14 protein-coding genes are annotated in these 19073 nt (G+C 72.2%); 2 read left to right on the top strand and 12 right to left on the bottom strand.

Annotated elements, in window-relative coordinates; all coding sequences use genetic code 11:
• Positions 1 to 399: 399 nt before the first annotated feature.
• Positions 400 to 1407 carry a stage II sporulation protein M gene (locus ACLVWQ_RS37670; protein WP_414113803.1) on the bottom strand — a complete coding sequence of 336 codons (1008 nt, stop codon included), beginning with the start codon at positions 1405 to 1407 and terminating at the stop codon, positions 400 to 402.
• 118 nt (positions 1408 to 1525) lie between these two features.
• On the opposite strand from ACLVWQ_RS37670, the gene ACLVWQ_RS37675 reads away from it, so the two are divergent.
• Positions 1526 to 2473 (top strand): RDD family protein, encoded by a 948-nt coding sequence (locus ACLVWQ_RS37675; RefSeq protein WP_414113804.1) that lies wholly within the window; start codon positions 1526 to 1528, stop codon positions 2471 to 2473.
• Positions 2474 to 2527: 54 nt separating this feature from the next.
• On the opposite strand, the gene ACLVWQ_RS37680 is transcribed toward ACLVWQ_RS37675, so the two are convergent.
• From ACLVWQ_RS37680 to ACLVWQ_RS37720, 9 genes are all read right to left on the bottom strand, one after another.
• Entirely contained in the window at positions 2528 to 3151 is a 624-nt protein-coding gene (locus tag ACLVWQ_RS37680; protein WP_414113805.1) for a hypothetical protein, read from the bottom strand.
• A gap of 81 nt (positions 3152 to 3232) precedes the next feature.
• The gene (gene ahcY, locus ACLVWQ_RS37685) at positions 3233 to 4690 is read right to left on the bottom strand and encodes an adenosylhomocysteinase (protein WP_414113806.1); all 1458 of its coding nucleotides are present in this window, start codon (positions 4688 to 4690) and stop codon (positions 3233 to 3235) included.
• A gap of 330 nt (positions 4691 to 5020) precedes the next feature.
• Positions 5021 to 5998, bottom strand: a complete 978-nt coding sequence (locus tag ACLVWQ_RS37690; protein ID WP_414113807.1) for a cation diffusion facilitator family transporter — start codon at positions 5996 to 5998, stop codon at positions 5021 to 5023.
• Positions 5999 to 6160: 162 nt separating this feature from the next.
• The gene (gene manA, locus ACLVWQ_RS37695; RefSeq protein WP_414113808.1) at positions 6161 to 7342 is read right to left on the bottom strand and encodes a mannose-6-phosphate isomerase, class I; all 1182 of its coding nucleotides are present in this window, start codon (positions 7340 to 7342) and stop codon (positions 6161 to 6163) included.
• A 50-nt stretch (positions 7343 to 7392) separates the two neighbouring features.
• Positions 7393 to 8520: an SIS domain-containing protein gene (locus ACLVWQ_RS37700; RefSeq protein WP_414113809.1), complete on the bottom strand. Its 1128-nt coding sequence runs from the start codon at positions 8518 to 8520 to the stop codon at positions 7393 to 7395.
• 50 nt (positions 8521 to 8570) lie between these two features.
• Positions 8571 to 8741 (bottom strand): Trm112 family protein, encoded by a 171-nt coding sequence (locus ACLVWQ_RS37705; protein ID WP_414113810.1) that lies wholly within the window; start codon positions 8739 to 8741, stop codon positions 8571 to 8573.
• 315 nt (positions 8742 to 9056) lie between these two features.
• The gene (locus ACLVWQ_RS37710) at positions 9057 to 10421 is read right to left on the bottom strand and encodes a phosphomannomutase/phosphoglucomutase (RefSeq protein ID WP_414113811.1); all 1365 of its coding nucleotides are present in this window, start codon (positions 10419 to 10421) and stop codon (positions 9057 to 9059) included.
• A gap of 83 nt (positions 10422 to 10504) precedes the next feature.
• A complete protein-coding gene (locus ACLVWQ_RS37715) occupies positions 10505 to 12121 on the bottom strand; it encodes an L-lactate permease (RefSeq protein WP_414113812.1) in 1617 nt (538 codons plus the stop codon).
• A 176-nt stretch (positions 12122 to 12297) separates the two neighbouring features.
• Positions 12298 to 12675, bottom strand: a complete 378-nt coding sequence (locus ACLVWQ_RS37720) for a DUF3499 domain-containing protein (RefSeq protein ID WP_414113813.1) — start codon at positions 12673 to 12675, stop codon at positions 12298 to 12300.
• 332 nt (positions 12676 to 13007) lie between these two features.
• Between ACLVWQ_RS37720 and ACLVWQ_RS37725 the strand changes: the two genes are divergently transcribed.
• The gene (locus ACLVWQ_RS37725) at positions 13008 to 13460 is read left to right on the top strand and encodes a metallopeptidase family protein (protein ID WP_414113872.1); all 453 of its coding nucleotides are present in this window, start codon (positions 13008 to 13010) and stop codon (positions 13458 to 13460) included.
• A gap of 105 nt (positions 13461 to 13565) precedes the next feature.
• Here the strand turns inward: ACLVWQ_RS37725 and ACLVWQ_RS37730 are convergent, their stop codons facing one another.
• Positions 13566 to 15092, bottom strand: coding sequence for a DUF5719 family protein (locus ACLVWQ_RS37730; protein ID WP_414113814.1), 1527 nt, complete (start codon positions 15090 to 15092; stop codon positions 13566 to 13568).
• On the bottom strand, positions 15089 to 18928 hold the full coding sequence (locus tag ACLVWQ_RS37735) for a glycosyltransferase (RefSeq protein WP_414113815.1): 3840 nt from the start codon (positions 18926 to 18928) through the stop codon (positions 15089 to 15091). Before ACLVWQ_RS37735 ends, ACLVWQ_RS37730 begins: the two co-directional genes overlap by 4 nt.
• Between the last annotated feature and the right edge of the window lie 145 nt (positions 18929 to 19073).

Below are 19073 nucleotides of genomic sequence, written 5' to 3' on the forward strand. Positions count from 1 at the left end.
ACGGACGCTTCCTTTGTACTCACCCTCTCGGGCTTTCCTCCGGGCGCTTCCCTTCGTGTTTCCAACCTTACCAGATCCGTTTTCCGTTCCGTTTCCGGTTCGGAATTCATTTCCGGTGGCCAGTTGGTAGGCCTTGCCTATTTGATCGCCTTGCGGCTCTCTTTCGGCTAGTCCGACTTTATCAGAAGTTTTCGACCGGCCTGACCGGCCGTTCAATTCCTGAATTATCGGGAGGTGCTCCACCGGAATCGAATTCCAGGGAGCTGACAGATGCTAACTGCCACCGCCGAGCTTGTCCAGCTCTAGGCAACTGTTCGAATCTACCTCCCCACACGTTCCGTGTCAACGGTTTTTGTGGGGCGAGGAGGAGAGTAGCAGCCTGGCCGGTGTACCCGCACATCAGGCCGCGGTCGGCACGGAGGCACTGCGCTCGGACTCCTCGACGTCGCCCGTCTCGCCGGCCCGCGCCGCACGTCCGCCCAGGACATAGACGTACGCGAGGAAGAGCACTTCGGCGGCGATGCCGATGCCGATGCGGGCCCAGGTCGGCAGGCCCGACGGGGTGACGAAGCCTTCGATGGCGCCCGAGACGAAGAGGACCAGCGCCAGGCCTATCGCCATGCCCAGGGCGGCGCGGCCCTCCTCGGCGAGCGCCGCGCGGCGCGTACGCGGGCCCGGGTCGATGACCGTCCACCCCAGCCGCAGTCCCGTGCCGGCCGCTACGAAGACGGCGGTCAGCTCCAGGAGGCCGTGCGGGAGGAGCAGGCCGAGAAACGTGTCCAGGCGGCCCGCCGAGGACATCAGGCCGAGGCCCACCCCCACATTGAGCATGTTCTGGAAGAGGATCCAGATGACCGGCAGGCACAGGAAGGCCCCCAGCACCAGGCACATCGCGGCCGCCTGGGCGTTGTTCGTCCACACCTGGGCCGCGAAGGACGTCGCGGGATGGCTGGAGTAGTACGACTCGTACTGGCCGCCGGGGCGCGTGAGCTCCCGCAGCTGGCTCGGGGCCGCGATCGAGGACTGCACCTCGGGGTGGGTGCCGATCCACCACGCCAGGACGACGGCCAGCGCGGTGGACAGGAGCGCGGTCGGGACCCACCAGTGGCGCGCCCGGTAGACCGCGGCGGGGAACCCGTGCGTGAGGAAGCGCGTGACATCGCGCCAGGAAGCCCGGCGGGTGCCTGTCACGGCACTGCGCGCGCGGGCCACCAGTTGACTGAGGCGGCCGGTGAGCTGGGGGTCCGGGGCGCTGGACTGGATCAGGGAGAGATGGGTCGCCGTGCGCTGGTAGAGGGAGACCAGTTCGTCGGCCTCCGCGCCGGTGAGCCGGCGCTGACGGCGGAGAAGCGCGTCCAGCCGGTCCCACTCGGCCCTGTGGGCGGACACGAAGACGTCGAGGTCCATCGGGTCGGCTGCTCCTCGGCTGCTCGTCGTGTGGTCAGCTTGTCGCACTGCGGCGTGTTGTGCCTCAGCTTGGCAGACTGGCTGTTCTCAAGGCGGTTCGGGGAAGGACGGCGGGGCGATGAGTGAGCTTGTGACGGGCGAGGCGGTGGCGCTGGAGTTGCGCCCCGCGAAGCTGCCGAGCCGGGTACTGGCCGTGGTGCTCGACCTGGTGGTGGCGGTGGCCGCCTATGTCGCCGTGATGATCGCCCTGGTGCTGTCCACGGCCGCTCTCGACGAGGCGGCGCAGGCCGCGGTGTCGATCGCCGCGTTCCTTCTTCTGCTGGTCGGCGGGCCGATCGCGGTGGAGACCCTCAGTCATGGGCGCTCTCTCGGAAAGCTGGCGTGCGGGCTGCGGGTGGTACGGGACGACGGCGGGCCCATCCGGTTCCGGCACGCGCTGGTGCGCGGGGCGGTCGGTGTGGTCGAGATCCTGATGACGTTCGGGGTCGTGGCGTGCGTCGCGTCGCTCGTGTCGGCGCGGGGACGGCGGCTCGGTGACGTGTTCGCGGGGACCCTGGTCGTGCGGGAACGCATTCCCACCGGGCGTACGTCCTTCGTTCCCCCTCCGCCGCCGTGGCTGGCGGGGCGGTTCTCCGCGCTTGATCTGTCCGGGGTCCCGGACGGGCTGTGGCTGGCCGTGCGGCAGTACCTGACGCGGATGCAGCAGCTGGATCCGCAGATCGGCTGGGCCATGGCGCAGCGGCTCGCGGCCGACGTCGCCGAACGCACCGGGACTCCGGCGCCGCCCGGGGTTCCGCCGGCGGCGTTCCTGGCGGCCGTGATGCAGGAGCGGCAGGCGCGGGAGATACGGCGGTCGTTCGGTGGTGGGGACGTCGGCGGTGGGCAGATCGGTGGCCCGGGTGCTCCTGGTGCTCCGGTGATGCCGTACGGCGGCGGTGCCGTTCAACCGCGGGTCCAGCCTCAGGCCCCGTTCCCCGACTCCGCTCCGGCCCCGGCCGCGACCCCTGCCGCCGTGCGGGCGGCCGACGCGGAGCGACCCTCCACCGGGTTCGCCCCGCCTGCCTGATCCCCGCCTGCTGATACCCGTCCGGCTGATACCCGGCCCCGAGCCGCACCGTCGTCAGGTGAAGACCGACGGCGGTGATTCGAGGTCCTCCAACTCGATCCCGGGGGCGGAGAGCACCACGTCGCCGGAGAGGTGAACGGTGTGCTGTTCACCGGTGTCCAGGGCTGTGACCTGGTACTCCTCCACGGCCAGGGGGCCGTTGTCAGTGGCGTGTGTTTCTCTCGTGATCAGGGCCCAGGACTGGTCGAGGGTGCGCGGGGCGAGGACCGGGTCCGTGAAGGCGACGAGGCGTACACGCGTGGCGGAGGCGGCGGAGGCATCGGGGGTGAGGCGCAGCAGACGTGCGGTGGCGACGAGGAAGGCGGGGGACGTACCGGTGAAGGCGTGGGCGCGGACATTGCCTTCGGTGGCGTGATCTCCCGTGGGGTCGGTACGGACCCAGGTGACGCCGTCGAGGGCGGCGGCGCGGACCTGCCAGCCCGAGGCGTGGAGTTCGAGGCGGATGGGGCGGCCGCGGTCGTCGAGGGCGAGGTCGACGGAGCCGGCTGCCTCGCCGGAGGGGATGGTCAGTTGGGAGACGTAGCGCCAGCCGGAGGGGCCGGGCGCGCAGTGGAACCGTTCTTCGGCGAGAGGGGTGTGGTCGTGCGGGTCATGGAGCGAATATCGGCCGCGGGGCATGGTGGTCCGGGTCCTCGTATGGGGCAGGCCCCCGCCGGTGAGGGCGAGGGCCTGCTGACAACCGTCCGGTGAGCGCTGGGCTCAGTAGCGGTAGTGGTCCGACTTGTACGGGCCCTCGACCTCGACACCGATGTACGAGGCCTGCTCGGGGCGGAGCGTCGTGAGCTTCACGCCGAGCGCGTCGAGGTGGAGGCGGGCGACCTTCTCGTCGAGGTGCTTGGGCAGCACGTAGACGTCGGTCGGGTACTCCGCGGGCTTGGTGTAGAGCTCGATCTGGGCCAGGGTCTGGTCCGCGAACGAGTTGGACATCACGAACGACGGGTGGCCGGTCGCGTTGCCCAGGTTCAGCAGGCGGCCCTCGGAGAGGACGATGAGCACCTTGCCGTCGGGGAACTTCCAGGTGTGGACCTGCGGCTTGACCTCGTCCTTGACGATGCCGGGGATCTGCGCGAGGCCGGCCATGTCGATCTCGTTGTCGAAGTGGCCGATGTTGCCCACGATCGCCTGGTGCTTCATCTTGGCCATGTCCGAGGCCATGATGATGTCCTTGTTGCCGGTCGTGGTGACGAAGATGTCGGCCTTGTCGACGACCTCGTCGAGGGTCGTGACCTGGAAGCCGTCCATCGCCGCCTGCAGTGCGCAGATCGGGTCGATCTCGGTGATGATCACGCGGGCGCCCTGACCGCGCAGGGACTCCGCGCAGCCCTTGCCCACGTCGCCGTAGCCGAAGACGACCGCGGTCTTGCCGCCGATGAGGACGTCGGTGGCGCGGTTGATGCCGTCGATCAGGGAGTGGCGGCAGCCGTACTTGTTGTCGAACTTCGACTTGGTGACGGCGTCGTTCACGTTGATCGCCGGGAACAGGAGGGTGCCGTCGCGCTGCATCTCGTAGAGGCGGTGGACGCCGGTCGTGGTCTCCTCGGTCACACCGCGGATCTCGGAGGCGACCTGGGTCCACTTCTGCGAGCCGCCGGAGATCGTCCGGTTGAGGAGCGCCAGGACGACGCTGTGCTCTTCGTTCTCAGCGGTGTCGACGGACGGGACCTTGCCGTCCTTCTCGTACTCGACGCCCTTGTGGACGAGCATCGTGGCGTCGCCGCCGTCGTCCAGGATCATGTTCGGGCCGCCGGTGGGGGTGTTCGGCCAGGTCAGCGCCTGCTCCGTGCACCACCAGTACTCCTCCAGGGTCTCGCCCTTCCAGGCGAAGACCGGGACGCCCTGGGGGTCGTCCGGCGTGCCGTTCGGGCCGACCGCGATGGCGGCCGCGGCGTGGTCCTGGGTGGAGAAGATGTTGCAGGAGGCCCAGCGGACGTCGGCGCCCAGGGCGGTCAGCGTCTCGATGAGCACGGCGGTCTGCACGGTCATGTGCAGGGAGCCGGTGACCCGGGCGCCGGCGAGGGGCTGCGCGGCGGCGTACTCCTTGCGGATGGACATCAGGCCGGGCATCTCGTGCTCGGCGAGAGTGATCTCCTTGCGACCGAAGTCGGCAAGGGAGAGGTCGGCGACCTTGAAGTCCTGTCGGTTGTCGACAGTGGTCATACGAGCTGCTCCTCGGGTTGGGGCGAGGTCGGATTCGGCTGGTCTGCGCGGCTGCGGGCACGAAGAGCGCCCACGGGGCACACGAATGCCCGGTGCCTTGCGCAGCGCAGTCCGTCGGAGGCCCTCTCTCCCTCGGCCGGCCCGCTGGGGCCGCCCGACCGCCATCAGCAGCGACGTCTGGCTCGGTTTCGAATCTACACCGATCGGAGCAGTGGACCCCAGCCCGCCGGCGAACAGATCAAGCACATTTCGAGGGCCCGGCGGGGTGGGGACAAGGGCGACAGGGCGGGAGGAAGAGGGAGAAGAGCGACCGGCGGCCGGTGCTCGGGGTCAGTGCTCGGCGGTCGGTACCGGGCCGCCCGGGGAGGCCTCCGGGTCCGCGCCCTTCACGGCCTCGGCCACGGTGTAGATGTCGGGTTCGAGGTAGATGACGCGGGCGATCGGGACTGCCTCGCGGATGCGGGACTCGGCGGCGTTGATGGCCGAGGCGACCTCGGCGGCCGTGTCGTCGTGCTGCACCGCGATCTTGGCGGCGACCAGCAGTTCCTCGGGGCCGAGGTGGAGCGTGCGCATGTGGATGATGCCGGTGACGGTGTCGCCGTCGACGATCGCGGCCTCGATCTTCTCGACCGCCTCGGTGCCGGCGGCCTCGCCCAGGAGCAGCGACTTGGTCTCCACGGCCAGGACGATCGCGATGAGGATGAGCAGGATGCCGATGCAGAGGGTGCCGATGCCGTCCCAGACGCCGTCGCCCGTGCCCAGGGCCAGGCCCACACCGCCGAGCGCGAGGACCAGACCGACCAGCGCGCCGAAGTCCTCCAGGAGGACGACCGGCAGCTCGGGCGCCTTGGCGTGGCGTACGAAGTCGACCCAGGACTGCTTGCCGCGCGTGTGGTTGGACTCCTTGATGGCCGTCCGGAAGGAGAAGGACTCGGCGATGATCGCGAAGAGGAGGACGCCCACCGGCCAGTACCAGTGCTCCAGCTCGTGCGGGTGCTTGATCTTCTCGTAGCCCTCGTAGATCGCGAACATGCCGCCGACCGAGAAGAGGACGATCGAGACGAGGAAGGCGTAGATGTAGCGCTCGCGGCCGTAGCCGAAGGGGTGTTGCGGGGTCGCCTCGCGCTTGGCCTTCTTGCCGCCGAGGAGCAGCAGGCCCTGGTTGCCGGAGTCGGCGAGCGAGTGCACGGACTCGGCGAGCATCGACGACGAACCACTGAAGAGGAACGCCACGAACTTCGCTACCGCGATCGCGAGGTTGGCGGCGAGTGCCGCCACGATCGCCTTGGTGCCGCCTGACGCGCTCATGTGTTCCCGATGTCCCTTCGTCTGCCACTCGGCTGCCGTCCGGCTGTCGCCCGGCCGCTGTCGGGCCGCCGGACCGCCGGGCGCGCTTTGCCTGCCCTTTGCGGTGGGCCATTGTTGCAGCCCGGTCCGGCCGTGGAGCGCCAGGCCGCCACTGAGGGTCCCTCAGGCGACGACCGTGGCCCGGAAAATCGTCCCGCTCCCGGATACTTCCACCTTTTCGCTCGCCGGTACGAAGACCGAACCGCCGGGGGTGAGCGTGGTGTCCCCCGCCTGTCCGGGTTCCGCCTGTCCGGAGCCAGTCCGTACGGAGCCCTCGGTGCACAGCAGGATCTGCGGGGTGCGGCGGGTGAGGTCGTGGGCGGGGCCGCCTTCCGGGAGGACGTACCGGGAGAGGCGGAACTCGTCGATGGGGGTCTCGTAGACCTCCTCGCCGTCCGGGGACGCCTCGGGGCGCAGTACGCCCGGGTCGCCCGCCTCGAAGCGGACGATCCGCAGCAGTTCGGGGACGTCGACGTGCTTGGGCGTGAGTCCGCAGCGCAGCACGTTGTCGGAGTTGGCCATGATCTCGACGCCGAGGCCGTTCAGATACGCGTGCGGCACACCGGCGCCGAGGAACAGGGCCTCGCCGGGCTGCAGTCGTACGTGATTGAGGAGCATCGCGGCGATGACACCCGGGTCGCCGGGGTAGTGCTGGGCGATACCGGCGTACGGGGCGTGGGCGCCGCCGAGCCGGGCGCAGGCCGCGGCGGCCTCGGTGACCGTGGTGGCCATCAGCTCGCGGTCGGCGGTAAGTACTGCGGTCAGCACCTCGCGCAGCGCGGCCTCTTCGGGGTGGGCGTGCAGCAGATCGACGTACGGCGTGAGGGAGTCGACCTCCAGGGCCGCGAGCAGCGCGGCGGCCGCCAGGGGGGCGCGGAATCCGCACAGGCCGTCGAACTCCGTGAGCGCGCAGATCAGTTCGGGCTTGTGGTTGGCGTCCTTGTAGTTGCGGTGCGGTACGTCGATCGGGACGCCGCGGCGCTCCTCGTCCGCGTACCCCTCCTTGGCCTGGGTGAGGTCGGGGTGGACCTGGAGGGAGAGGGGGGCGCCCGCGGCGAGGATCTTCAGCAGGAACGGCAGGCGCGGGCCGAACCTGGCGACCGCCTCGGGGCCCAGTTCACGCTCGGGGTCCGCGTCGATCACCTCGGTGAGGGGGCCGCGGGGGGTGCGTGAGGGTGCGCCCGGGTGGGCGCCCATCCACATCTCGGCCTGCGGCTCACCGGTCGGCCGCACGCCGAGGAGGCGCGGGATGGCCGTGGTGGAGCCCCAGGCGTAGGGGCGGACGGTGTTGTCGAGGCGGTCCATGTGCTGTCTTCTCCGTGGGAGGCGTGGCGCGAGATCTCAAGATCTCAAGGTCAGGCCGTCGAGGCGAGCGCCAGGTAAACGGCGGCGAAATCCGTGACGGCGATCAGTTCGGCGAGGGTTTCCAGGTCCCCGCCCTCCTCCGGTTCGAGTTCGCTGATCGCCGTGTCGTGGCTGAAGGCCAGTTCGCGGGCGGCGGGGGCGGCGGTGCGGCCGCCGGCCGGGCGGTCGCGCAGCAGGACCACGCGCGCGTGGATGACCTGTGCCTCCTCCACCCGGTCGCGGAAGAAGTCGTCGGGGTCGGCCCCCGCCGCCAGCGCGCCCGCGAGGAGGACGCTGTGCGCGGCCAGTGCCTCGGGCAGTTCGGCGGTGAGCGCGGGGCGGCCCGCGAGTTCGGCGAGGGCGGCGACGAAGCGGCGGCCCGCCGGGCCCGCGGAGTCGCCCTCGGTCCAGATCACCGGGAGCGCCTCGGAGAGTTCGGCGGCCAGCGTCTTGGCGGGGTTGCTGTAGGTCGCGATGGCGGGGCCGCAGCGCTCGGCGACCTGGTCGAGCCGGTCGGCGACCTTCTGCAGCGCCTCGGGCGGAGCGGACAGGAGGCCGGTGCGGTCGAGCAGCGCGAGCAGCGGGGTGAGCAGCGCCCACAGCGAGCCGGGGGCCGAGGCGGTGGCCGGGGCCTGCGGTTCGTAGGGGGCGGTCGCCATCGGGACGGCGAGGCCGTGGGCACCCGCGACCGCGTCGGGCAGCGGGGTGCCGGGCGGGCAGACGGCGACGACGGTGAGGCCGCGGCGGTAGGCCTGCTCGACGAGGAGCGAGAGGCCGGGTTCGCTGCCGTCGGGCGTGGCGATCAGGAGCAGGTCCACCGGGCCCGCCCAGCCGGGGAGTTCCCAGAGCAGGGCGCCCGCCGCGGGGGCGACACCGCGGGGGGTGAGCCGGGTGACGGGGCAGGCGGCGCCGGCCAGCGAGCCGAGGAGGTCGGCGACGCAGGTGGCGGCCAGGCCGGGGCCCGCGGTGAGGATGGCGCGGGGGCGGCCGTCGGGCTTGAGGTCGCCGATGCCGGCCTCGGTGGCGTGCCGGACGGCGGTGCGTACGCGGGCGCCCGCCTCGGCCGCGCCGCGGAGCAGGTCCCGCCGGTCCGCGCGGGCCAGCGCCTCCTGGTCGTCGAGGAGTGATTCGTCGAGCATGGTGGGCAGCCTCCGGACGCCTGGCGGGGGTCTTGCGCGGTCCTGCGGGGTTACGCGGGGCGGCGGGCCTCGTCCACGAGGAGGACGGGGATGTCGTCCCGGACGGGGTAGGCCAGGCCGCAGTCCTGGCCGGTGCAGACGAGCTCGGTCTCCTGCTCCTGGAGGGGGGCGTGGCAGGCCGGGCAGGCGAGGATCTCCAGGAGGCCGGCTTCTAGCGGCATGTTTCAGGTCCCTTCCAGGGGGGTGGACTGTGTGGTGATGGGGCGTGGTCAGGGTACCGCCGCGGGTGGGTGGGGGCTGGTCGCGCGGTTCCCCGCGCCCCTTGAAGGCGGGGCTGCGCCCACGCCCCCCGGGTCGCGCTGAACGCGCTCGTCCTCAAACGCCGGACAGGCTGAAAAACCCCACCGCACGGCCGGGCCCGGAAAGTATCGGCCGGGCGGCGCTGAAAGCCGGGGCGCAGCCCCGCCTCTCAGGGGCGCGGGGAACCGCGCGACCGGCCACACACAGCCCGCACCCGGCAACGACAGCGCCGTGGGTCAGCCGCGGATGATCGTCAGGACCTCGTCGCGGACCCCCGCCATCGTCGCCTCGTCCCGCGCCTCCGCGTTCAGCCGCAGCAGCGGCTCCGTGTTGGACGGGCGGACGTTGAACCACCAGTTTGCCGCCGTGACGGTGAGCCCGTCGAGTTCGTCGAGGGTGACACCCTCGCGGCCCTCGTACGCCGTCCTGATCGCGGCGAGACGCGCCGTCTGGTCGTCGACCGTGGAGTTGATCTCGCCGGATCCGGCATAGCGGTCGTACTGGGCGACGAGCGCGGACAGCGTGCCCTCCTGGCCCCCGAGGGCGGCCAGGACGTGGAGCGCGGCGAGCATCCCCGTGTCCGCGTTCCAGAAGTCCTTGAAGTAGTAGTGCGCGGAGTGCTCGCCGCCGAAGATCGCCCCGGAGGTGGCCATCTCGGCCTTGATGAAGGAGTGGCCCACGCGCGTGCGTACCGGTGTGCCGCCGTTCTCCCGGACGACCTCGGGGACCGACCAGGAGGTGATCAGGTTGTGGATGACGATGCCCTTGCCGCCGTGCCGGGCCAGCTCGCGGGCGGCGACCAGGGCCGTGATCGCGGACGGGGAGACCGGCTCGCCGCGCTCGTCGACGACGAAACAGCGGTCCGCGTCGCCGTCGAAGGCGACACCGAGGTCGGCGGCCTCCTCACGGACGCGCTTCTGGAGGTCGACGATGTTCGCCGGGTCCAGCGGGTTCGCCTCGTGGTTCGGGAACGTGCCGTCCAGTTCGAAGTACATCGGTACGAGGGTCAGGGGCAGGCCCGCGAAGACGGTCGGGACGGTGTGTCCGCCCATGCCGTTGCCCGCGTCGACCACGACCTTCAGGGGGCGGATCGAGGTCAGGTCGACGAGGCCGCGCAGGTGCGCCGCGTAGTCGTCCAGGGTGTCCCGCTGGACGATCGTGCCCGGGGCCGCGTCCGAGGACGGGGCTCCCGAGCCGGCCCAGGACTCGACGAGCTCGCGGATCTCGGTGAGGCCGGTGTCCTGGCCGACGGGGGCCGCGCCCGCCCGGCACATCTTGATGCCGTTGTATCGGGCCGGGTTGTGCGAGGCCGTGAACATCGCGCCGGGGAGGTCGAACGCCCCCGACGCGTAGTACAGCTGGTCCGTCGAGCACAGCCCGATCTCGGTCACGTCGACGCCGCGCGCCGCCGCCCCGCGCGCGAAGGCCCGCGACAGACCGGGGGACGAGGGACGCATGTCGTGCCCGGTCACGATCGCCTCCGCCCCCGTCACCTGGACGAAGGCCGCGCCGAACAGCTCGGCCAGTTCCTCGTCCCACTGGTCCGGGACCACCCCGCGTACGTCGTACGCCTTAACGAGCTGCGACAGATCAGCGGTCACGGCCAAGCCTCCTGGAGTCCTCAACGGTCACCCCAAACTACCCGCCCGGACCGACACTCGGCTGTGCGGAGGCTGAGCGGACCTTACGGGAGCATCCATTCCAGGACCGGCGAGCTCTGCCCGACGACGATCAGGCACATGACCAGCAGGAGTCCGAGGCTCCAGGGAAGCACCTTGCGCAGTACGTCCCCCTCGCGGCCCGCGAGCCCGACCGCCGCGCAGGCGATGGTGAGGTTCTGCGGCGAGATCATCTTGCCCAGCACCCCGCCCGAGCTGTTGGCCGCCGCGAGGAGCTCCGGGGAGAGGCCCGACTGGTTCGCCGCGGTCACCTGGAGGGCGCCGAAGAGCGCGTTCGCCGAGGTGTCGGAGCCGGAGACCGCCACGCCGAACCAGCCGAGGACGGGTGACAGGAAGGCGAGTCCCGCGCCGGCCGCCGCCACGAAGTGGCCGATGGTGGCGGCCTGTCCGGACAGGTTCATCACGTAGGCGAGCGCCAGGACGGAGGTGACGGTGAGGATCGCGTACCTCAACTCGTGGACGGTGGCCACGTACTCCTTGAACGCCACGCGCGCGTGCACCCCGAGCACGGCCGCCGTGCACACCCCGGCGAGCAGCACCAGCGTGCCTCCGGTGGACACGATCGGCCAGGTGAAGAGGTTGCCGCCGACCGGGTCGCCGTCCGGGTTCACGACGTTCAGGAAGGGCCAGTCGAAGACCCGGGTGGCTTTCGCCAACTGGTCCTTGAGCGCCGGGATCTGCGCGATCGAGAAGATCACGACGATCAGTACGTACGGGGCGTACGCGCGCAGCACCTCGCGGCGCGGGTCCTCCTCGTCCAGGTCCTCGCTGCGTACGCCCGTCAGGACCGCGGCGCGTACGGGCTCGGTGGCTGGCCTGCGCGCGTGCGGCACCGCCACCAGCGCGGCCGCGCCGGCCAGGGCGGCCCCGATGTCGGCGAGTTGGGCGGAGACGTAGTTGGAGGCGGCGAACTGGGCGGCGGCGAAGGCCACTCCGCACACCGCCGCGGGCACCCAGGTCTCCCGCAGGCCCCGTCGCCCGTCCACCAGGAAGACGAGCACCAGGGGCACCACGAGGGCGAGCAGCGGGGTCTGCCGGCCCACCACGGAGGCGACGGTGTCCAGGGGCAGGTCGGTGACCTGGGCCAGTGTCACGACCGGTGTGCCCATCGCCCCGAAGGCGACCGGCGCGGTGTTGGCGACGAGCGCGACCACCGCGGCGCGGACGGGGTCGAAGCCGAGCGCGACGAGCATCACCGAGCAGATCGCGACGGGCGCGCCGAAGCCCGCGAGGGCTTCCAGGAGCGCGCCGAAGCAGAACGCGACGACGAGCGCCTGGATGCGGGGGTCGTCGGAGAGCCGCCCGAAGGAGCGGCGCAGGATGTCGAAGTGCCGGGTGCGGACGGTCATCCGGTACACCCAGAGGGCGTTGACGACGATCCACAGGATGGGGAAGAGGCCGAACACCGCTCCCTGGGCGGCGCTGGAGAGTGTCTGACCGACCGGCATGCCGTACGCGAGCCAGGCGACGAGGGCCGCGGCCGCGAGGCCGATGAGGCCGGCCAGGTGTGCCTTCATACGGACCCCGCCGAGCAGGACGAGGACGAGCACGAGGGGCAGGGTCGCGACGAGTGCGGAGAGGCCGAGCGAATCGGCCACCGGCTCAAGTTCCTGGACGTACACGGAGCCTCCCCCGATTCCGCGATGCGGAAATCAATTTCTCACGGGCCGGGGAAATCGTCGTGTCCGCGACAAGCGCGCGTCAATGGTCGTGCGCCATCGAATGAAACGCGCACCGAACGCACACGTGGAGAGGGCGGGTTGCGGATGTCCGGCTCAGGAGTGCCGCGGCGTCCGGTTCAGGAGTCCGGTGAGCGCAGGACCCGCAGGTGGCCGCGGCGGGCGACCTCCATCGGGTCCGCCCCGCGGGCGTTGCCGCCGCCCGGCCGCGTGCCGCGGTCCTGCGGACGGGCCGCCTCGCGGACCGCGTTGGCGAGTGCTTCCAGGTCGTCGCCGCTGGGGCGGGACGGAGCGGAGCTGTCGGCGAGCCTGACGACCTCCCAGCCACGCGGGGCGGTGAGGCGCTCGGAGTGCTCGGCGCACAGGTCGTAGCAGTGGGGTTCGGCGTAGGTGGCGAGCGGGCCGAGGACCGCGGTCGAGTCGGCGTAGACGTACGTCAGCGTCGCTACGGCGGGACGGCCGCAAGCGGTGCGAGAACAGCGACGTACAGGGCTCACGAGGTTGGACGCTACCTCACTCACGAACAGGCCGCGACGACTCACCCCCGGGTCACCCCACCGTGTCGCGCTGTGACACCCGACACAAGGGGTCCCCGGCGGGCCTATTTGACCTGCGGGTACGGGTGTTGACGAGATGTCGGACAGGATCGGGAGCGATCACAAGTCAGCGTAAACGCTGCTAATTGCTGTGATTTCCACGGTCTTGGAAGGCGCGAAAACAAGCCCAACCTTGGCTGGAATGATCATCCTGTGACATGCCGTGCGCCCCCGGCGGGACACGTGCCGGGTGCGGGGCGGGGACCGGGCACGGGGACTACTCTTCGTGAGTGATGGACAACCCCGTACCGCCCCGCCCCGCCGAACCCAGGCCCCGTCGTCGTGATCGACACGGGCGGGGGATGCGTGGCCCGGTGGCACCGCCGCAGGTGCCCCTCTCGTCCAGCCGCGCCGAGGTGTTCGCGGATCTGGTGCAGGACTCCGTGGAGCGGCTGGAGCGGCGGTGGCCGCAGCTCTCCGACATCGAGTTCATGGTGCTGGACGTGCCACGGTTCGATCCGGCCGGTGACGAGGACTGGGGCGACGAGGCGGTGCCCCTCGGCGGCACGACCCCGGCGCACGAGGGCCGGCCCGCCCGCGTCATCGTCTACCGGCGGCCCGTCGAGATCCGTACCAAGGGCCGTGACGAGCGGGCCGCGCTGGTGCACGAGGTCGTGGTGGAGCAGGTGGCCGAGCTGCTGGGGCTGACCCCGGAGACCGTCGATCCCCGGTACGGGGAGGAGTGAGCTCCGCCGCCTCCGGGAGGACCGCCGAAGCCCCTGCCGCCCCGGTCCCTGTCCCGGTCCCTGCTGCTTCCGTCCCGGCCCTCGCTGCCTGAGTCCCGGCCGCCGCTACTTCTGCAGCACCGACAGGTCCTGCTCCGCGTCCGGCACCTTCACCGTCCCCCGGTCGTCCGGGAGGGTCTGCACGGTGAACATCGGCACGCCGCCCTCGGGCACCTCCAGCATCCGCGACGCGTGCACGGGACCGCCGGACAGCGGCTCCACCGTGAGCGCGTACGTGCCCTTGAGGCCGCTGGGCTCGGGCAGTTCGACGTTCTGCGTGGTGCCGGCCTTGATCGTGTACGTCTTCGAGGCGGCCGTACCGCCGTCGCTGCCCGCGGAGGCCGTGACCTTGACCTTCGCGGCGCTGCCCGGAGCGGTCAGGGCGAGCGTGGAACCCTTGGAGCGGTTGTCGGCGGCCGTCGCACGCGCGCCCACCGGACCCGTGGCGGGGATGAACGCCGTCTCCTGCTGATCGCCCTTGCCGCGTACGACCCTCAGGGCCGCGACGACGGGCGTGGAGCTGCCGGTCGGTGCCAGCAGCAGGGAACCGGCCTCGCCGCGCGTGACGTCGCCGAGGTCGACGGCGGCGGTCATGCCCGCCTTCACGTGCAGCGTCTCGTTCCCGGCGGGGGTGATCGTGCCGGTCGGCGAGGCGAGGCGCAGCTTCAGGTCGGCGTCGGCCTCACCGGGCGCGAAGACGACCAGCCGCACGGAGGTGGCGTCCTTCGGGATGCCCGGCAGGACGAGGCTGCCCGCCGGAGCGGCGGAGGCGGTGAGCCAGTCACCGCCGAGCGCGTCGTCGACCGCCTCGACGGCGGCGGCCACCCGGCCGCTGCGGACCGTGACGTGCACGGTGAGGTTGGTCTGCGCCTCGTCGATGAGTGTCGAAAGGAGCACCGACTCGCTGGAGTGCGGCGGGATCTTGACGCCCTCACCGACCGTCGACTTGAGGACCCCGTCCTTGCCGTACAGCTCGATGTCGGCGACGGCGGCGGAGTCGTCGGGGTTGGTCAGATGCGCGTAGTCCGTGCGCTCCTTGGCGGTGCTGGCGCCCGGGAACCAGAAGTCCGTGTCCGGGGCCGAGCAGGAGATGCCGAGCAGGCCGCGGCCGCTGCCCGCCTCGACCCCCGTGGTCTGCTGGACCGCCCAGCCGGGGGCGAACCGGCCCTCGGCCGTGCCGACGAGCGCGGGCGACTCGGCGCCTGAGGTCTCCCCCGTGACCGGCTTCCCGGGCTCCTTCGGCGTCAGGACGGGCTTCGACTTCTCCTTCTTGTCGTCCTGGTCGCCCTTTTCGTCCGCGGCGTCCTTGTCGTCCTGCTTGCCGTCGGCCGACTGCGCGCCCGCGGCGACCAGTTCGGCCTTGCCGCTCGCACCGGTGCCCTTGGTGACGGGCGTGTAGGACGTGTACGCGGTCTCCGCGAGGTCCGAGGTGCTGGGAGCCGGGCAGAGCAGGCTGGTGCGCTCCACGGGCAGCTGGGCGGCCGCCTTCGCCGGGTCCGGGCCGGCGGTCTCCGGCTCGGACATCGAGGCGAAGCCGGTGACGGCGGCGAGCGCGGCCGCACCGGCGATCAGGGACACGGTGGTGCGGTTCACTGCTGGCTCCCGTCGGGGCGCTCACTGTCGGTGCCGTGCTGCTGTTGCTGCTGTTGCTGTTGCTGTTGGAGCGCCGGGTCGTACTGCGGGTCGTAGCCCTGGTCGTACGTCTGCGACGGGTCGTACGTCGCGTTTCCCGTGCCGTACTCCCCGTACGGGTCGTACTGGCCCTGCTGCTGGAACTGGTCCTGCTGGTACGGCTCCGCCTGGTACTGGCCCTGCTGGTACGGGTCGGGCTGGTACTGGCCCTGCTGGTCGTAGCCGCCCGCCGGGTACTGCGGCTGCGGGGCGCCCTGGTACTGCTCGCCGGTGTAGGTGCCGTACTCGGCGTCCGCGTACGCCGTCGTGTCCCACTCGCCGTAGGCCTGCTGCTGCGGGACCTGGGCGGCGGCCGCGGGGGCCTCCTCCAGCGCGGCCGGGACGTCGGACGGGAACGGGTCGGGCCGCGACGCCCGGTCCGGCTGCGGCTCCTGCCCCGTCTCCTCGCCCGGCTCGGCCCGCTCGCCCTCTTCGCCCTGCTCGGCCTCCGCCTGGGCGCGCAGCCTGCGCGCCCTGCGGCCGTCGCCCGAGACCGGCTGGACGGGCACGGCGGCCTCCTCCTCGGGCAGGTCGTCGTCGACGTCGCGGCGCCGGCCCGGCAGCGCGAGCACCACGAGGACGACGGCGAGCGCGCCCTGCGCCCACAGCCAGGCGGTGTGGCCCACCGGTGCCTCGAAGGTGACGTCGAGGCGGCCCGCGGTGGCGGGCAGCTCGAAGCCCTGCGCCCAGCCGTCGACGGTGGTCCTGGTGAGCGGCTTCCCGTCGAGGGTGGCCGTCCAGCCCTCGTCGGCGGTGTCCGCCAGGCGCAGGACGCGGCCGTCGGCGCCGGCCGGGATCTCGGTGTGCAGTTCGACGGGGCCGGCCGCGATGGGCTGCGGGTCGCCGGACCCGGGAACGATCGCCGCGCGCGCGACCTGCCGGTCGACGCGCCACAGGGCGCTGCCGTCCTGCTGGCTGAGCCGGCTCAGGCCCGGTGTGGCGTCCAGGACCCGGCTGACCTCGCGGGGCGCGCCGTCGCGCACCAGGACGTACCGCACGGCGAAGCCGCCGAGCTGGTCGGCCTGGTCGGCGCCGGAGCCCGCCACGAGGTTGGCGACGACCTTGTCGAGCAGGTCGTTCTCGCCGTCCGCCGCGGCCAGCTCGGCGTCGCCGAGACGGGCGCCGGAGCCGCGGACGAGGGTGTAGCCGACCCTGGCCGCCGAGTCGCTGTCGAGGACGAGCGTGCGGGCCTGGTCGCGGGTGCCGCTCTCCTCGGCGACGAACGCGGGCACCTGGACGGGGTCGCGTCGCTCCAGCGGTCCGTCGGCGCCGCGGATCATCCAGCCGGCGGCGATGAGCAGGGGCCCGGCGGCCGCGGCGAAGGCGATGAGCACCGCGACCGGCTGACGCCAGCCGAAGCTCTGCTCGGCCACGCGGGAGCGGGCCCCGTCGGCGCCGAGCGCGGAGGCGGCGAGGAAGGCGAGGCCGTAGACGAGGGTGGCCGGTCCCGCCCAGGGCGAGCCGTTCGACAGGGCGGCGAAGACGAGGGCCACCAGCGCGGCCGCCCAGGCGGTCCAGATGCCCAGCTGACGCTCGGAGCGCAGCAGCGCGGCCAGTGCGGCGCACACGATGCCGATGAGCATCAGGCCGTCGACCGTCCCCGGTCCGCCGGGGCTCGCGCCCAGCAGGTCGAGGGCGGAGGCCGCCCCCGGCTCGTACTCCATACCGGCCTCCTGGAAGAAGCCGAACGGGAGCAGGGAGAGCGACCAGGGGGCGAGGACCAGCAGCGGGGTGCCGAGCTGGGCCAGGAACCGCGGCCCGTAGGCGATGAGGTCCCTGCGGCGCACGGCCGCCAGAGCGACTCCGAGCACCAGCGCGATGGGCCACACGATCGGCGTGAACGCGGTGGCGAGGGTCAGCAGGAGCGCGTACGCCCAGGTGGCCCGCCAGCTGCCGCGGCCGCTCTCGGCGGCGAGGCCGCTCGCCGCGATGCCCGCGCGCGCGATGAGCGGCAGCAGGACGGCGAGGACGGCGGTGCCGAGACGGCCGCCGGCGAGCGCGCCGGTGGCGGCGGGCAGGAAGGCGTACGCGACGGCCCCCCAGGCGCGCAGCAGGCGGGACTCGACGAGCGGCCGGGAGGCGAAGTAGGCGGCGAAGCCGGCCAGCGGTACCGAGCCGATCAGCAGGACGGTGACCGCGAGTCCGGTGGAGCCGAACAGCACGCTGGAGAGCATCGCGAGGAGCGCGAGGTAGGGCGGCGCCGACTGGGTGCCGCCGGCCCCGACCGGGTGCCAGCCGTCCAGGTAGCGCGACCACAGTCCGGAGGAGTCGGCGGGGGCGGGCAGCAGGGCTCCGCCGGAGAGCGCGCCGCTGCCGAGGAGTTCCCGGGAGGCGATGAGGGAGAAGAAGAGGAGGACCACGAAGACCATCGGGCCGGGCTTGCGGGCGAGGCGCTTGACGCGGGCGAACTGTTCGACCTGAAGGAATTCGGCGTCGTCGCCGCCCGGTCCTGACTCGACCGCGCTGCCGTGCCGTCCCGCCGCGTTCAGCTCGGGGTCGGAGCGGCCCACGAGGTTGCCCGCGGCCTGTTCGACGGTGGCCCGGACCGTGGCGCCGGGGGGCGGGAACAGCGCGCGCAGCTCACCCTTGTCGACCTGGGGGCTGCCTCGTCCGCGGCGGCCCGCGATGATGCGCTCGGGGCGCAGCAGTGTCCCCAGGAGGCCGCGGATCTCGTCGACCGCCTGTCCGGGGGCCTTGCCGACGAGGTACGCGACCGTGCGCAGCAGGGTGCCGAGCACGAGCCGCACGAGGACCCAGGGCAGGGCGGCGCTGCGGGTGTTGACGAGGAGGGTGTAGGTGGCGCCCGCCTTGTCGACCTTGTGCGGGGAGGCGGAGGTGCGGCCCACGCAGTCGACGGTGCGGCGCTCCCTGGAGGACGCCTCCGCGTGCCGTACGACCGCTTCGGGGGCGATCAGGACGCGGTGGCCCGCGGACTGGGCGCGCCAGCACAGGTCGATGTCGTCGCGCATCAGCGGCAGCCTGCGGTCGAAGCCGCCGAGCTCCTCGTAGACGTCGCGGCGGATCAGCATGCCTGCGGTGGACACGGCCAGCACGGGCTGTACGTGGTCGTGCTGGCCCTGGTCCTGCTCGCGCCGGTCCAGGCCGGTCCAGCGGCGGCCGCTGTTGGCGATGGTGACGCCGACTTCCAGGAGCTGTCTGCGGTCGTACCAGCCGCGGAGCTTGGGGCCGATGACCGCGACGTCCTTGCCGAGCTCCCGCTCGTTCTCCACGACGCGCAGCAGCTGGGCCAGGGCGTCCGGCTCGGGGGCGCAGTCGTCGTGCAGGAGCCACAGCCACTGCTCGGGCTCGCCGTACGGCAGCTCGGGCAGGTCGTAGGCGTCGTCGCGCCAGGTGCGGGTGACCGGGTCCCAGCTGCTGGGGCGCTTCAGGTACGGCAGGTCGTCCGGGGTCAGCACGCCCGCGCTGCGGACGGCCTCCTCGACGGCCTGGCCGAAGCCGGTCCGCCGGGCGAGGTGCAGCACCCGGTCGGCGCCGAGCGCGTCGGTGACCAGCTGGGCGGAGTCGTCCCCGCTGCCGGTGTCGGCCGCCACGGCGTTCTGTACGGGGCGTTCCTGGCCGAGGAGCCCGGTGAGGGCGTCGGGCAGCCAGCGGGCTCCGTCGTGCGAGACAAGCACGGCGGTGACCACGTGCCTCGGGTGCTCGGGCGGGTGACCGGTGTCGGTCGTCGCCGGCCCGGCCTGGTCGAACGCTGCAGCGGCAGTGTCGTACTGACCTGCCGAATGGCTGTGCACGGACATCGAGGTACGGGCCCCGGTTCGCTGGACTGCGGTGGACGCCTGTGCCCTCGGAGGACCGTGGGGCGTCTCGGACGGAGGCCCACACTAACGGCTGGACAACGGAGCGGCCCGCCGCCTGTGGACAACCCACCTGCGACAGGCCGTT

This window comes from Streptomyces sp. CWNU-52B (genome assembly GCF_047444975.1).
Taxonomy (GTDB): domain Bacteria; phylum Actinomycetota; class Actinomycetes; order Streptomycetales; family Streptomycetaceae; genus Streptomyces.

Excerpts from the sequence above, each read along its gene's own strand:
- ACLVWQ_RS37670 (WP_414113803.1), bottom strand. The coding sequence starts at position 1,407 with ATGGACCTCGACGTCTTCGTGTCCGCCCACAGGGCCGAGTGGGACCGG.
- ACLVWQ_RS37675 (WP_414113804.1), top strand. The coding sequence starts at position 1,526 with ATGAGTGAGCTTGTGACGGGCGAGGCGGTGGCGCTGGAGTTGCGCCCC.
- ACLVWQ_RS37680 (WP_414113805.1), bottom strand. The coding sequence starts at position 3,151 with ATGCCCCGCGGCCGATATTCGCTCCATGACCCGCACGACCACACCCCT.
- ahcY (WP_414113806.1), bottom strand. The coding sequence starts at position 4,690 with ATGACCACTGTCGACAACCGACAGGACTTCAAGGTCGCCGACCTCTCC.
- ACLVWQ_RS37690 (WP_414113807.1), bottom strand. The coding sequence starts at position 5,998 with ATGAGCGCGTCAGGCGGCACCAAGGCGATCGTGGCGGCACTCGCCGCC.
- manA (WP_414113808.1), bottom strand. The coding sequence starts at position 7,342 with ATGGACCGCCTCGACAACACCGTCCGCCCCTACGCCTGGGGCTCCACC.
- ACLVWQ_RS37700 (WP_414113809.1), bottom strand. The coding sequence starts at position 8,520 with ATGCTCGACGAATCACTCCTCGACGACCAGGAGGCGCTGGCCCGCGCG.
- ACLVWQ_RS37705 (WP_414113810.1), bottom strand. The coding sequence starts at position 8,741 with ATGCCGCTAGAAGCCGGCCTCCTGGAGATCCTCGCCTGCCCGGCCTGC.
- ACLVWQ_RS37725 (WP_414113872.1), top strand. The coding sequence starts at position 13,008 with ATGGACAACCCCGTACCGCCCCGCCCCGCCGAACCCAGGCCCCGTCGT.
- ACLVWQ_RS37735 (WP_414113815.1), bottom strand. The coding sequence starts at position 18,928 with ATGTCCGTGCACAGCCATTCGGCAGGTCAGTACGACACTGCCGCTGCA.